At 74.5% G+C, this 13897-nt stretch carries 12 protein-coding genes; 5 read left to right on the top strand and 7 right to left on the bottom strand.

Annotation, left to right across the window (positions count from 1 at the left end; translation table 11 throughout):
• Window positions 1-540: 540 nt before the first annotated feature.
• Together ACZ7JZ_RS06005 and ACZ7JZ_RS06000 are read right to left on the bottom strand one after the other, a co-directional pair.
• Window positions 541-927 carry a DUF6415 family natural product biosynthesis protein gene (locus ACZ7JZ_RS06005; protein WP_470933668.1) on the bottom strand — a complete coding sequence of 129 codons (387 nt, stop codon included), beginning with the start codon at window positions 925-927 and terminating at the stop codon, window positions 541-543.
• A 111-nt stretch (window positions 928-1038) separates the two neighbouring features.
• Window positions 1039-2691 (bottom strand): FadD3 family acyl-CoA ligase, encoded by a 1653-nt coding sequence (locus tag ACZ7JZ_RS06000; RefSeq protein WP_470933666.1) that lies wholly within the window; start codon window positions 2689-2691, stop codon window positions 1039-1041.
• 94 nt (window positions 2692-2785) lie between these two features.
• Here ACZ7JZ_RS06000 and ACZ7JZ_RS05995 point away from each other — a divergent pair, with 94 nt between their 5' ends.
• From ACZ7JZ_RS05995 to ACZ7JZ_RS05985, 3 genes are all read left to right on the top strand, one after another.
• Window positions 2786-3937: a lipid-transfer protein gene (locus tag ACZ7JZ_RS05995; RefSeq protein ID WP_470933664.1), complete on the top strand. Its 1152-nt coding sequence runs from the start codon at window positions 2786-2788 to the stop codon at window positions 3935-3937.
• A gap of 91 nt (window positions 3938-4028) precedes the next feature.
• Complete coding sequence (locus ACZ7JZ_RS05990) at window positions 4029-4499, top strand: Zn-ribbon domain-containing OB-fold protein (RefSeq protein ID WP_470933662.1); 471 nt, start codon at window positions 4029-4031, stop codon at window positions 4497-4499.
• The gene (locus tag ACZ7JZ_RS05985; protein WP_470933660.1) at window positions 4496-5302 is read left to right on the top strand and encodes an enoyl-CoA hydratase/isomerase family protein; all 807 of its coding nucleotides are present in this window, start codon (window positions 4496-4498) and stop codon (window positions 5300-5302) included. The genes ACZ7JZ_RS05990 and ACZ7JZ_RS05985 overlap by 4 nt, the downstream gene beginning before the upstream one ends.
• 6 nt (window positions 5303-5308) lie before the next feature.
• Here ACZ7JZ_RS05985 and ACZ7JZ_RS05980 read toward each other — a convergent pair whose 3' ends face one another.
• Window positions 5309-5944: a hypothetical protein gene (locus ACZ7JZ_RS05980; protein WP_470933658.1), complete on the bottom strand. Its 636-nt coding sequence runs from the start codon at window positions 5942-5944 to the stop codon at window positions 5309-5311.
• A 144-nt stretch (window positions 5945-6088) separates the two neighbouring features.
• On the opposite strand from ACZ7JZ_RS05980, the gene ACZ7JZ_RS05975 reads away from it, so the two are divergent.
• The gene (locus ACZ7JZ_RS05975; protein ID WP_470933656.1) at window positions 6089-6727 is read left to right on the top strand and encodes a hypothetical protein; all 639 of its coding nucleotides are present in this window, start codon (window positions 6089-6091) and stop codon (window positions 6725-6727) included.
• A gap of 532 nt (window positions 6728-7259) precedes the next feature.
• Here the strand turns inward: ACZ7JZ_RS05975 and afsK are convergent.
• Both afsK and kbpA read right to left on the bottom strand, forming a co-directional pair.
• A complete protein-coding gene (gene afsK / locus ACZ7JZ_RS05970) occupies window positions 7260-9785 on the bottom strand; it encodes a protein serine/threonine kinase AfsK (protein ID WP_470933654.1) in 2526 nt (841 codons plus the stop codon).
• 279 nt (window positions 9786-10064) lie between these two features.
• Entirely contained in the window at window positions 10065-10850 is a 786-nt protein-coding gene (gene kbpA, locus ACZ7JZ_RS05965; RefSeq protein WP_470933652.1) for an AfsK-binding protein KbpA, read from the bottom strand.
• Between the two features lie 363 nt (window positions 10851-11213).
• Between kbpA and ACZ7JZ_RS05960 the strand changes: the two genes are divergently transcribed.
• Window positions 11214-11861 carry a TetR family transcriptional regulator gene (locus ACZ7JZ_RS05960; RefSeq protein ID WP_470933650.1) on the top strand — a complete coding sequence of 216 codons (648 nt, stop codon included), beginning with the start codon at window positions 11214-11216 and terminating at the stop codon, window positions 11859-11861.
• A gap of 121 nt (window positions 11862-11982) precedes the next feature.
• On the opposite strand, the gene ACZ7JZ_RS05955 is transcribed toward ACZ7JZ_RS05960, so the two are convergent.
• Both ACZ7JZ_RS05955 and ACZ7JZ_RS05950 read right to left on the bottom strand, forming a co-directional pair.
• Window positions 11983-12462: a nitroreductase family deazaflavin-dependent oxidoreductase gene (locus ACZ7JZ_RS05955; RefSeq protein WP_470933648.1), complete on the bottom strand. Its 480-nt coding sequence runs from the start codon at window positions 12460-12462 to the stop codon at window positions 11983-11985.
• Window positions 12462-13748 carry an acyl-CoA dehydrogenase family protein gene (locus tag ACZ7JZ_RS05950; RefSeq protein WP_470934180.1) on the bottom strand — a complete coding sequence of 429 codons (1287 nt, stop codon included), beginning with the start codon at window positions 13746-13748 and terminating at the stop codon, window positions 12462-12464. Before ACZ7JZ_RS05950 ends, ACZ7JZ_RS05955 begins: the two co-directional genes overlap by 1 nt.
• Between the last annotated feature and the right edge of the window lie 149 nt (window positions 13749-13897).

Below are 13897 nucleotides of genomic sequence, written 5' to 3'. Positions count from 1 at the left end.
CGGGGGTCTACCCCGGGCCGGGGTCTCTCTCCCCCAAGGTGGGCCCGGGGTACGGCACCCACTCCGGACCCGGGTCTCCTCCCCCGCCTGTACGCCCCTGCCGACCGGTCTTTGCCCACCGCCCCCGGGGCGGGTCGGGGTACGGCGCTCAGGTCGTGCGGGGTTGGTGGGCGGGCGCTGTCGCGGTGCGGGGTCGGCGCAACTCCGAGTCCCGTCTCGAGCCCGGCTATCCACCCCGGCAGGGGTCCCACCCGACCCCGAGCCTCCAGCCTCGCCGGCGATTGAGGCGCAGGGTCTGGGGCGGAGCCCCAGTTTCGGGAAGGGGCGGGTAGGGGAACCTCGCTCCGCGCAGCGGCCCCCGCTACCCCCGGCCCACCTCGCTAGGCCCCGGCCCGGGTCGGGGGGGGAGAGAGGCGGCCCGACCCCGTCGAGCCGACAGCGCGGGTCAGCGGCTGACCCCGAGGGCCAGTCCCGTCAGCATGGCCAGGGTGATCAGGGCGTAGAGGAGTTGGTGCAGCCACTTCGGTGGGCGGCGGGCGGTCATTGCGGCGGGCTGCCGGCGCCGAGCGCGGTGAAGGGAAAGCGGGGGGCCGAGGGGGGTTCCTCCGGACCCCGGACCCGTAGCCCCGTACCTTCCGCGTGCGGCCCAGCCGCCCCCGCCGAATCCCCCGCCGATTCCCCCGCCACTGCCTGGAGGGCGCGGACCGCGCGGGCCAGGGCTCGGGCGTGGGTCCAGTTGCCGAGGGGGACGTCCGCCGGAACCGCCTGTGCCAGGTCGTGCCAGGAGCGGAGGGCGCCCGCGGTGCGGCGGTCGCGGGGGCCGAGGTGTTCGGCCTCGGCGACGAGGGCCGTGCCGTGCGTGAACAGGCCGTCCGTGAGGCGGGCGATCTCCACCGCCGTGGGCATCTGCTCGAGGTGATGGGGCACCGGCTCCGCCAGTACGGACGGGTACGGGCGGTGCGCGAGTTGCAGGAGCGGGCCCGGGTCGTCGGTTCGCTGAAGGGGTGAGGGGGAGGGGAGGCGGCCGCCCCCGCCCCCTCAGTCCGAAGGTGACGCCTGGGTGCGGTGGCGGAGGTCGGTTTTGAGGACCTTGCCGCTGGCGTTGCGGGGGAGTTCCGGGAGGAATTCCACGGCTCTCGGGACCTTGTAGTTGGCCATTTCGCGGCGGGACCAGGCGATCAGGTCGTCGGCGGTGAGGGTGGATCCGGGGCGGCGGACGGCGTAGGCCTTGCCCACCTCGCCGAGGCGGGGGTCGGGGATGCCGATGACGGCGACGTCCGCGATGTCGGGGTGCAGGCCCAGGAGTTGTTCGATCTCGGCGGGGTAGGCGTTGAAGCCGCCGACGATGAACATGTCCTTGATGCGGTCCGTGATGCGGAGGTTGCCGGCCGCGTCGAGGGTGCCGACGTCGCCGGTGCGCAGCCAGCCGTCCGGGGTGAGGGTGCGGGCGGTCTCCTCGGGGTCTTCGAAGTAGCCGCTCATGACGTTGTGCCCGCGCACCCACACTTCGCCGTCCACCAGGCGGACTTCGGTGCCGGGGATGGCCCGGCCGCTGGTGGCGGCGATGGTTTCGGCGGGGTCGCCGCGGCGGCACATGGTGACGATGCCGCCGGCTTCGGAGAGTCCGTAGGCGGTGAGGACGGTGGCGATGCGCAGTTCGCTGCGGAGGCGTTCGACGAGCTGGAGGGGGACGACGGCGGCGCCGGTGACGACCAGGCGCAGGGCGGAGAGGTCGTGGTGGTCGCGGGCGGGGTGGTCGAGGAGGGACTGGTGGAGGGTGGGGGGTCCGGGGAGTACGGAGATCCGTTCGGCGGCGATGTTGGCGAGGACGGTGTCCACGTTGAAGACGGGCTGGGGGACCATCGTGGCGCCGCGCATGAGGCAGGCGATGATGCCGGCCTTGTAGCCGAAGGTGTGGAAGAAGGGGTTCACGATCAGGTAGCGGTCGCCGGCGCGCAGTCCGGCGAGGGCGCTCCAGATGGCGTAGCAGCGCAGGGTCTGGGCGTGGGTGATGACCGCGCCCTTCGGTCTGCCGGTGGTGCCGGAGGTGTAGATGATGTCGGACGGGGTGTCCGGGGCGATGCCGGCTTCGCGCGCGCGGACGGCGGAGGCGGGTACCGCTTCCCCGTCGGCGAGGAAGTCCTTCCAGGTGGTGAAGGACTCGGGTGCGTCGTCGGCGAGTACGACGGCCCGTTCGAGGTCGGGGAGGCCGGGGAGGGGTCCGGTGCCGGGGCCCTCGGCTGCGGCCCGGCGCAGTGAGGCGACGTACGAGGTGCCGAGGAAGGTGCCGGTGACGAAGAGCAGCCGGGCGCGGCTGCGGGCGAGGACGTAGGCGGCTTCGGCGCCTTTGAAGCGGGTGTTGAGGGGGACGAGTACGGCGCCGGCGCTGACGGCTCCGAGGGCGGAGACGATCCATTCGGGGGTGTTGGGGGCCCAGACGGCGACGCGGTCGCCGGGGCGGATGCCGTGGGCGATGCAGGCGGCGGCGGCGCGCTCGATGCGTTCGCCCAGTTCGGCGTAGGTGATGCGGGTGCGGCCGTCGGCGACGGCTTCGCGGGGGCCGTGTGCGCGGGCTGCGGCGCGGACGAGGCCGGGGATGCTGCCCCAGCGCAGGTCTCCGCGCTCGTCCTCCTCGTCCGCACCCCCGGAGGGAGCGTGCCGGTCGGGGTGCTCGGAGTTCTGCACGGCCATGGGTCGGTCCCTCCCGCAACACGGTAGCTGACTATCCGTCAGATTAGCTGTACCCTTCCCGGCTGTCAGTACCGGTGCACCCTCGGAGGCGGCGATGGCGGCAACGCTCAAGGACGCGACGGCAATAGTCGGCATCGGCCAGACCGCCTTCGCCAAACGGCTACCGGAGAGCGAGCGGACCCTCGCCTGCCGGGCCATCCTCGCGGCACTCGACGACGCGGGCATCGCGCCCTCCGAGGTCGACGCCTTCGCCTCCTACACGATGGAGGAGACCGACGAGGTCGAGGTGGCCAAGGCCATCGGCGCCGGAGACGTCACCTTCTTCTCCAAGGTCGGCTACGGGGGCGGCGGTTCCTGCGCGACGGTCGGGCACCTGGCGGCCGCGGTCGCCACCGGACAGGCCACCGTCGGGGTCGCCTGGCGCTCCCGCAAGCGCGGTTCGGGACCGCGGCCGTGGAAGAACACCGCCGTCCAGCTGCCCACCCCCGGCCAGTGGACCCGCCCCTTCGGACTGCTGCGGCCCGCCGACGAGATCGGCATGCTCGCCCGCCGCTACATGCACGAGTACGGGGCCACCCGCGACCACCTCTTCAACGTGGCCCTGGCCTGCCGCAACCGCGCCAACCAGAACCCCGCCGCGATGATGTACGAGCGCCCCCTCACCCGCGAGATGTACATGACCGCCCGCTGGATCAGCGAGCCGCTGTGCCTCTTCGACAACTGCCTGGAGACGGACGGCGCCCTCGCCTGCGTGATCGTCAGCGCCGAACGCGCCCGCGACTGCCGCCAGAAGCCCGTGTACGTGCACTCCGTGGCCCAGGGCCTGCCCGCCCAGCACCACGGCATGGTCAACTACTGGAACGACGACCCGCTTTCGGGACCCGCCTGGACCGCCGCCCGACACCTGTGGAAGCAGGCTGACTTCGGGCCGCAGGACGTGGACGTGGCGCAGATCTACGACGCCTTCACCCCCCTCATCCCGCTCTCCCTGGAGGGCTACGGCTTCTGCGGCCGCGGCGAGGGCGCCGCCTTCACCGAGGGCGGCGCCCTCGAAATCGGCGGCCGCCTGCCCCTCAACACCGGCGGCGGCGGGCTGAGCGAGGCGTACGTCCACGGCTTCAACCTCATCAACGAGGGGGTCAAGCAGCTGCGCGGGACCTCCACCGCGCAGGTACCGGACGCGGCGACCTGCCTGGTCACGGCCGGGGAGGGCGTACCGACCTCCGCGTTCCTGCTGCGGACTTAGGCCGTCGCACGGCAGCAAGAGCCCGGCCGCGCACCCGCCGCACAGCCAACAGCCCGCAGCCCGCGCCCCGCCCAGCCAGAGGAGCCGCCCCGTGACCACCGCACCCACCCCCTCCGCAAGCGCCGAAGGGCTGCTGCTGCCCGTACCCGACGAGGACGGCGCCCCCTTCTGGGAGTACGCCGCCCGCGGCGAGCTGCGCGTCCAGGCCTGCGCCGCCAAGGGCTGCGGGCGGCTGCGCTTCCCGCCGCGCCCCTGCTGCCCGCACTGCCAGTCCTTCGAGAGCGAGTGGCGCAGGATGAGCGGGCGCGGGCGGATCTGGTCGTACGTGCGGCCGCACCCGCCGCTGCTGCCCGCGTACGCCGCCCAGGCCCCGTACAACGTGATCCTCGTGGAGCTCGCCGACGCCCCGCAGATCCGGCTGGCCGGGAACCTCGTCTCCGCCGCCGGCGCCCCGCTGAACTCCGTCGACCCGGCGCGGCTGCGGATCGGGGCGAGGGTGCAGGCGGTGTTCGCGGAGGTCGGCGGGACGGTCGTACCGCAGTGGCTGCTGGAGCGGGCGTGAGCGCGGGCGCGGGCGCCGGGGCGGGCGGGCTGCGGGTCGAGCGGAACAAGGCGGCCGGGGTCGCCGTCGTCACCCTGGACCGGCCCGCCCGGCACAATGCCGTGGACCTGGCGATGGCGGCCGAACTAAGCGCCGCATGGCGGGAGTTCCGGTACGAGGACTCGGTACGGGCGATCGTCCTGACCGGGGCCGGCAGCCGGGCCTTCTGCACCGGGATCGACCGCTCGGTGGAGGTCCCGCAGCCCTCCTCCCCGTACACGATCGACGATCCGCTGATCGCCATCGGCCCCAAGGCCAACGACCTGTGGAAGCCGGTCGTCGCCGCCGTCAACGGGATGGCCTGCGGCGGGGCCTTCTACCTCCTCGGCGAGTCGGAGTTCCTGGTGGCCTCGACCACGGCCACCTTCTTCGACCCGCACACCACCTACGGGATGGTCAGCGCGTACGAGGCCATCTCCATGGCCCAGCGGATGCCCTTCGGGGAGGTGGCCCGGATGTCCCTGATGGGGACCGCCGAACGGCTCTCCGCGCAGCGCGCGTACGAGATCGGACTCGTCTCCGAGCTCGCCGAACCGGGCGCGGAGCTCGCCGCCGCGCTCCGGTCCGCCGAAACCCTCGCCGGGCTGCCGACGGAGGCCGTCCAGGGGACCGTACGGGCCGTCTGGTCCGCGAAGGAGGCCGCCCGCAGCCAGGCCCTGGCCCACGCCCCCCACCTGATCAGACTGGGCAACCTGGCGCCGGAGCAGCAGGCCGGGCTGTTCGAGGGGCGGCGCGGCGGGGGCGACGGCTTCCGTACGCGCTAGGACGGCCTAGCGCCGGGACTTCTTCTTCTTGGGGCTGCCGGTGGAACCGGAATCAGAGCCGGTACCGGTACCGGAGCCGGAACCGGAGGTCGCCCGGGAGGTCGGGGCGGCCGACCGGGTCGCGGCGGGCCCGGCCTTCGCCTTCGGCTTGCTCACCGAGGCCTTCGTACGGTCCTCGATGCCGTCCCCGCCGTCGAGCTCACAGCGCTCGACCTGCGCGGCGAGGGCGGCGTGCGCGGCGGTCAGCGGGACCTTGAGCTCGCCGGAGGCGCCGGCGGCCAGGGTGATCGGGGCGGTGTTCTCGTCGATCTCGTCGGCGTCCGCCGGGCCGTCGAAGGACTCGACCTCCACCCGGAACGTGCTCTCCTGCTGCGCGAGCGAGGTCACCCGGACGGTCGCGGCGGGGTCCGCGGCGGTGGCGCAGCGCAGGATCTCGGCCTGGGCGAGGGGGCCGGACGAGGACCCCGCCCCGGAGCCGGTGCCGGAGCCGGTGCCGGTGCCGCTCGTGCGGGTGCTGCTCTTCGCCGTACCGGTGGACTTGCTGCCCTGCTTGCCGCTCTTGCTGCCCGAGCAGCCGGTGAGCGCGAGCGCGACGGCGGCCGTGACGGCGGTGGCGGTGATTGCGATGTGGCGCGCGGACATGGCGCGACCCCTTCCCCCTGGAACTGCGGGCCCCGGGGCCGGGTGCGGGCCCGGAGCAGTGCGGGCGCACGCTACCAGGCCCGAAGTGCGGGGGCACCCGGTGCGGCGTAGCGTCGTTCCCGAGAGCCCGACCCGGGAGGCCGCATGGTCCGCAACGCACTCGGCTCCTTGATGGGCCTCATCGGAGCGACGGCCGCCGTCTGGAGCCCCTTCCGTGCCTGGTACGACGGCCGTCCCGGGCGGGACTACGGGGTGGACGAGGTATTCGGCGGCTCCGGTATCGCAGCCGCCGACGCCGCCGATCCGAACCTGGCGGCCTCCCTGCTGCTCCCCTTCCTCTTCGCCGCGGCACTGGTGGTGGTGGCCGTGCTGCGGAGGTCGCGGTTCCTGATGGGGTTCGCGGGGGTGCTGGTGCTGGGGTGCACGGTGGTGTGGATGGTGCGGCAGGGGCAGGCGGCCGGGGAGCTGACGGTGGGCGGTGACGGGCGGGGGCTCGGCCCCGGCGTGGGCGTCGCCTTCGGCGGGGGCGTGCTGATGCTGCTCGGGGCGGTGGTCATGTCCGGGCGGCCGGGGGCCGGGGTACGGCGGGCGCCTGTGGAGCCGGAGCCGGTGCCGTATGCGTACGCCGACGGGGGTGACAGGGCGGATGCGCCCACGCAGACGTGGCAGCGGCCGGGGTACGGGCACGGGCCGGAGCTGGGGGCTCCGCTGGACGGGCCCGATCCCCACACTCCGCCGCCGCCGCACGGGCCACCCCTGGGCCCACCCCTGGACAAGGGCTGACCGCCCCGCACCCCGGTCCGCTGCGCGGGCCTTTCCCCGACCCTCCCCCAGACTCCGTCCGGGGGGACCCCCTCCTTCCCGAACTGGGGCTCCGCCCCAGACCCCGCGCCTCAAACGCCGGCGAGGCTGGATATTGCCCGGCGGGGCTGGATGTTGCCCGGCGAGGCTGGAAATTGCCGCCGAGCGGCACATTCCAGCGAACCGCAGCACAATCCAGCCCGCGCGGCGATTGAGCGCACCGGGCGCGGAGCGCACCGGGCGCGGAGCGCACGGAACGGGGTCCGGGGCGGAGCCCCGAAAACCAGCCCCGCCAGGGGGTCCCCCCGGACGAAGTCTGGGGGAGCTTGAGGCGCGGGGTGCGGAGCGGAGCCCTGAAACCCCCCACCCACCCGCACTCGCCCCGCCCACCCCGGCAAAATCGAGCCCCGCCGGCGTTTGAGGCGCGGGGGTGTGGGGGCGGAGCCCCCGCTTCGGGAAGGGGCGGGGTGGGGAACAGGACCCGCGCCAGCGGGAGCCCGCCCGCCCAGCCCCCTTACGACGTGCGCGTCCCCGTCCCCTTCGCCGCGTCCAGCGCGTACACGCAGCGGTCCTTGCTGCAGGCGTAGACGACGCCCGCCTTCGCCACCGGCGAGCCCGCGATCTCCCCGCCGGTCTTGAGCTTCCAGCGCAGCTGGCCGCCCGCCGCGTCGAGGGTGTACAGGCAGTGGTCGGCGGAGCCGAAGTGGACCCGGCCCTCCGCGACGGCCGGTGCACCGGTGATCTCGCCGCCGGCGGCGAACCGCCACTTCGGCGTGCCGGTCACCGCGTCCAGCGTGTACAGCGCGCTCCCCGCCCCCAGGTGCACGCTGCCGTCCGCGACGAGCACCGGGTCCACGGACTGCCGCGGCTCGGTGGCGATGCGCCACCGGTCGCGGCCGGTCGCCGCGTCGAGGGCGTAGACCGTGCCGAGGTAGTCGACCAGGTAGACCCCGCCGCCGGTGACGGCGGCGCCCGGCGCGAAGGCCGGCGGGGCGAGGAAGACGGCGGGGGCCTCGAAGTGCCAGCGGACCCGCCCGGAGGCCCGGTCGACGGCCAGCACCCGGGTCCCGGCGGCGACGTAGACGTGCCCGTCGGGGGCGGGGAGGACCCGTACGGGTACGTTCCCGCAGGACGCGGCGTCGCCGACCGGGTACGACCACTGCTCCAGCCCGGTACGGGCGTCCAGCGCGCGCAGCCGCGCGTCCTGCCACACGTACACCGAGCCGTCCTTGATGACGGGCGCGGCCTCGGGGGTCTCGAAGTCGGTCTGGGCTCCGGTCAGCTCCCACAGCTTCTGGCCGTTCGCCGCCTCCCAGGCCTGGACGCCGCCGCCGCGGGTGGCGGTGACGACGGTCCCCCGGTCGGCCTTGAGCGCGTACACCCAGGCATCCGTCTGGAGCCGCCACCGCTCGCCGCCGTCGGTGGCGTCGAGGGCGTACAGGGAGGGGCCGTCGGAGGCGTGGATGCGGCCGTCGGCCACGGCCATCGACCAGGCGACGTCGCGGGTCTTGAACTGGCGGCGGCCGGTGGCCACGTCCAGGGCGTGCACCTCGAAGGAGGTGACGTACAGCAGCTCGCCGTCGACGGTGGGCGTGCCCCACACCTCGTTGGACATGCGGAAGCGCCACGGGCGCCAGCGCCCGCTGTCGGGGGCGGGCCCGGGATGCGGCACCCCGGCCGTGCCGGTCGCCCCGGGGCCGTGCGCGGTGCCGGTGCCCGGACCGGCGAGGGGCGCGACCGCAGAGGCGCCCGAGCCGCCGCCGGGCGGCCGGATCCAGCCCGTGGCGGCGCCCGCGTCGGCCGCGGCGGGCGCGGACGCGAGCGCGGCGCCCGCGCGGGGCCCCGGCCCGATGGGTACGGAGACCCCGGCCAGCCGGACCGGCTCGCCCCCGCCGGAAGCAGGACCGGAAGCGGAGGCGGAACCGAGTGCCGGACCGGAAGCGGAGGACATCGCGGGCACCCGGCCCGGCGGGTGCTGCGGCATCGGCGGGGCCGCCTGCCCGGTGCGGGGATCGGCCCAGCCGCCCCCGGCGCCCGGCCGGTCGCGGCGGTGCGTGGCGGGCCCGGACATCGGCCCCCGGGGTCCGGCGGGGCCGCCGGGGCCCGCGGGTGCGCCCCCGCCGGCCAGCTGGGACGTCGTACGGGACCCGCCCGCCCGGCGCTGCTCGATCATCGCGACCGCGCGCCCCGGCAGCCAGGCCGAGGCCGTGCCGCTGTCGTCGCCCGCGGCGAACAGGTGCGGGGCCAACTGGGCCTGCAGGTCGGCGGGGGTGGGCCGCTTCGTCGCGTCCATCTGCATGCAGGAGTCGATCAGCGGGCGCAGCTCGTCGGGCAGGCCCTCCAGGTTCGGGCCCTCGCGCAGGAGCATGAACACCGTCTCGACCGGGTTCGCGCCGTGGAACGGCGGGTGCCCGGTGGCGGCGAAGACGAGGGTGGAGCCGAGGGAGAACACGTCGCTGGCGCCCTTGACGCTGCGCGAGTCCTTCGCCTGCTCGGGGGACATGTACGCGGGGGTGCCGACGGCCACGTTCGTCATGGTCAGCCGGGTGTTCGAGACCCCGCTCGCGATCCCGAAGTCGATCACGCGCGGTCCGTCCTCGACCACGAGGACGTTGGACGGCTTCAGGTCGCGGTGGACCAGCCCGGCCCCGTGGATGGACTGGAGCGCCTCGGCGATACCGGCGGCCAGCCACCGCACGGCCTGCGCGGGCATCGGCCCGCACTCGTTGACGATCTCCTCCAGGGAGGGCGCCGGTACGTACGCGGTGGCCAGCCACGGCACCGCGGCCCGCGGGTCCGCGTCCACGACCGCCGCCGTGTAGAAACCGCTCACGGCGCGCGCGGCCTCGACCTCGCGCGTGAACCGCACCCGGAACAGCTGGTCCTCGGCGAGCTCGGTGCGCACGGTCTTGATCGCCACCCGGCGGCCCGAAGCCGACCGGGCGAGATAGACCAGCCCCATGCCGCCGGCGCCCAGCCGGCCGAGCACCTCGAACGGGCCGATCCGTCTCGGATCGTGCTGCGTCAGCTGCTCCACCACTCGCCTGCCACCTCCCCGTACGGGCTGTTGAAGGGCCCCGTCCTCGACAGCCCCGCGCAGCGTCTCACCTGGTCTCACCACTGGGCACCGCATTCGCGGTGCGCCCCCTGATTCTGTCTGTCCGGGGCTCCCCGGTCGAACCCGGGGGCGGATCGGGGTGTCCTACCGCGACTCACCGCGATCCGGATGCCCCGCAGCAAGGACGGACAACCCGGACAGCTCCCGGGCGGGCCCCGCCCTCCCCTCCCCCCCCACCTTCCTGCTCGCTCCGGCGCCCGCCTATTCCGGTTCGGACAGGACGGCGAAGGCCGCGCCCTGGTTGTCGGCGACGACGGCGATCCGGCCGTACGGGGTGTCGAAGGGGTCCGCCGTCACCCGTCCGCCGAGCCTGCGCACGGTCGCGACCGTCGTATCGCAGTCCGGGACGGCGAAGTACACGAGGAAGTGGGCCGGCATCTCGGCGGGGAAGGCGGCGGTGAGCACGGTGCGGCCCGCGATGGCCGTGTCGGGGCCGGGGCGGCTGCCCGGCGGGGACCAGGTGCGGTACTCGACCCCGGCGTCCTCGCGGTCCTCGGCCATGTAGCCGAAGACGCGGGCGTAGAAGGTGTCGACGTCGTCGCGGGCGGCGGCGCGCGTGTAGACCTCGGTCCAGCAGTAGGAGTACGGCTCGTTGAGCCGCTCGAAGCCGTGGTGGCTGCCCGGCTGCCAGAGCCCGAAGACGGCGCCTCCGGGGTCGGCGGCCATGGCGACCGAGCCGAAGGGCCCCACGGGCATCGGGTCCATGATCACCTGCCCGCCGGCCTCCCGGATCCGCACGGCGGTGGCGCGGGCGTCGCGGGCGGCGAGGTAGACGTTCCAGACGGTGGGCATCCGGCCGTCGGGCTTGGGGGCGAGGGCGGCGACGTTGCGGCCGCCGCTGTACGCCTGGGTGTACTGCCCGTACTCGGCGCCCGCGCCGTCGCCGAAGCTCCACTCGAAGAGCTCGCCGTAGAACCGCTTGCCCGCCTCGACGTCGGGGAGCGAGGCGTCCACCCAGCAGGGCGTGCCTTCTGCGAATGCGGCCATGGGCTGGTCCTTCCCTTGCGCGTGCCCGTGGTGGGGGGCCTGGTGCCAAAGTAGATCCACTACGGCCGTCCCGCCCGTTACGCAGCGCGGTGCGGCGGCCCCGGGGCGTGGCACTCCCCGTACGCACCCGCACCGGTACGGGCCCCCGCACCCGGCGGTTCGGGCCCCCGCACCCGGGCAGGTGCCCGCCCGCCCGGGTTGTCCACAGCCTGTTGACAACCCTCCTGCACTCCCCCGCCCCACCCCCCTGCCACACCCCCGAGCCGCACCCCCTGCCGGGCCCGCACCCCCGCGCACGGAGCCCCTAACCCCATTTGCAGGCGGTCGAATCGCGCGCCGATCACCCCTCGGTAAGCTGACGGCATGACAGGACAAGTACGCACCGTCGACGGCCGCGTGGCCGGTCGGCGCGGTCAGGCGACGCGGCAGAAGCTGCTCGACTGCCTCAGCGAGATGCTCAGCTCCTCGCCGTACCGCGACGTCAAGGTCATCGACGTCGCCCGTAAGGCAGGTACCTCGCCCGCGACCTTCTACCAGTACTTCCCCGACGTCGAAGGGGCCGTACTGGAGATCGCCGAGCAAATGGCCACCGAAGGCGCGCAGTTGACGGCGCTCGTCGAGGGCCGCTCCTGGGTCGGGAAGGCCGGCTGGTCCGCCGCCGAGGAACTGGTCGAGGGATTCCTGGACTTCTGGCGGCGCAACGACGCGATCCTCCGCGTCGTGGACCTGGGCGCGGCAGAGGGCGACAAGCGGTTCTACAAGATCCGCATGAAGATCCTGAACTCCGTGACGAACTCCCTCACGGAGTCCGCGAAGGAGCTCCAGGCCAAGGGCAAGCTCGACAAGGACATCAGCCCGGCCGCGATGGCCGGCTCCCTCGTCGCGATGCTCGCCGCCGTCGCCTCGCACCAGAAGGGCTTCCAGACCTGGGGCGTCAAGCAGGCCGAGCTGAAGCCGAACCTGGCCCTGCTCGTCCACCTGGGCATGACGGGCAAGAAGCCGACGAAGTAGCCGCCGGCCGGCACACCCTGTCTGCGCGGCGGCGGACCCCCGAGCGGCCCGCCGCCGCGGTGCGCCCCACATCCGGACGCACCTCAGCGCACCCCGGGACGAACAGCCCCCGGCAGCCCCGCTACCCGCCGCGCCGCTCCAGCCGGAACAGCCGGATCTCGCGGTCGATCCGCGCCTGGTAGGTCGCGTACGGCGGCCAGAACTCGAGCACCTCCCGCCACACCGCCGCCCTCTCCTCCCCCGCGAGCAGCCGCGCCGTCACCGGGATGTCCCTCCCCTTCCAACTCACCTCGGCATCGGGGTGCTTCAGCAGGTTGCCGGTCCAGGCCGGATGGCCGGGGCGTCCGAAGTTCGAGCCGATCAGGATCCAGGTACCGGCGGCCTCCTCCGGCATGCAGGCCAGGGGGGTGGTGCGCGGCACCCCGCTCCTGGCCCCCTTCGCGGTCAGGATCACCCCGGGGAGCATCTGCGCGCTCAGGATGACCTTCCCCCGGGTGAGCTTGTGGACCGTCCGGTCCAGAGCCGGAATGAAGTGCGGCGCGACCTTGGCGAACAGCCTGGTCGAGGACACCTTCTGCATGATGCGGACCCCGGGAGCCATCAGACACCCACCCTTTCCCCTGCCTCTGCCCTGACACCTGTCCCTGCACCTGCGCTTGCCCCTGCACCTGCCCCGACCGCCCCGGCACCCCGCCCACCCGGCGCCCGCTCCGCGAACAGCCCGGCCCGGCCCGCCGCATGGGCCCGCAGCCGGTGCACGGGCCCGAAGAGCAGCTCGTCGGCCGCGGCCCGCTTGAAGTACAGGTGGGCCTCGTGCTCCCAGGTGAAGCCGATCCCGCCGTGCAGCTGGATGGACTCGCCCGCGACGGCCCGCAGGGCCTCCAGCGCCTGCGCGAGCGCCAGGCCGCCCTGGTCCGGGTCCCAGGCCGCGTAGTAGGCGGCCGAGCGGGCCGCCTGGAGCTGTACGTACAGGTCCGCCAGCCGGTGCTTCACGGCCTGGAAGGACCCGACCGCCCGCCCGAACTGCTCGCGCGTGCGCACGTACTCGACGGTCCGGGACAGCGAGCGGTCGGCCGCGCCCACCGCCTCCGCGGCGAGCGCCGCAGCCGCGGTGCGCCCGGTCGCCGCCAGCGCCTCGTACACCCGCGCACCTCCGGCGCCCCCCTCCTCCCCGAGCAGCTCGGCGGGTACGTCGCGCAGCTGCACGCGGGCCTGCGAGCGGGTCTCGTCGAGCGTGGGCTGCCGGGTGCGGACCAGCCCGGGGGCGTCCGCGCGTACGAGGAAGAGCAGCACGCGGCTGCGGGCGAAGCCGCCCGCGTGCGCGGCGACCACCAGCAGCCCCGCACTGTGCCCGTCGAGCACCTGGTCGGCCTCCCCGTACAGCCGCCAGCCGCCGGCGCCCTCACCGGCCACCCGGGCCTGGATCCCGCCCGCCCGGCCGTCGCCGGCCCATCCTCCGGGTTCGTTCCCGCAGGTCAGGGCGAGGGCGGTGGAGAGTGCCGCACCGGGTACGGCGAGGGCGGCGGTCAGGCTGCCGGCGGCGATCGGGGGCAGCAGGGCCGAGCGCTGCGCCTCGGTGCCGAGGGCCGCGAGCAGCGGCGCCGCGAGTACGGAGGTGGCCAGCAGCGGCGAGGGCAGCAGGGCCCGCCCGGTCTCCTCGCAGGCGAGCGCGAGATCGGCGGCGGCGCACCCGACGCCCCCGTAGGCCTCGGGGACGGCGAGGCCGGGCAGTCCGAGCCGGGCGGCGAGCTGGTGCCAGAGGTCGCGGTCGTAGCCGGGCTCGGTCCGGACGGCGGCCTTGACCTCGTCGGGGCCGCAGCGTTTGCCGAGCAGTTCGTTGAGCGTGCGTCGGATCTCGTCCTGCTCCGCGGTGAAGGCGGCGTCCATCATCGGGCTCCTCCCCGTATCTGACGGGCCGTCATGCTAGGGGGGACCCGACGCAATGCCCAGAGCCAACACCCCCCGGATTACCGCCCCACCCCCACGCCCTCCCCCACCCCCGCACCCTCCCCCCACCCCCCAAATCTGATGTACCG

This window comes from Streptomyces sp. NPDC038213 (assembly GCF_055600495.1).
The sequence above is the reverse complement of the archived record's forward strand: the minus strand, read 5'-3'. Positions and strand labels throughout refer to the sequence as shown.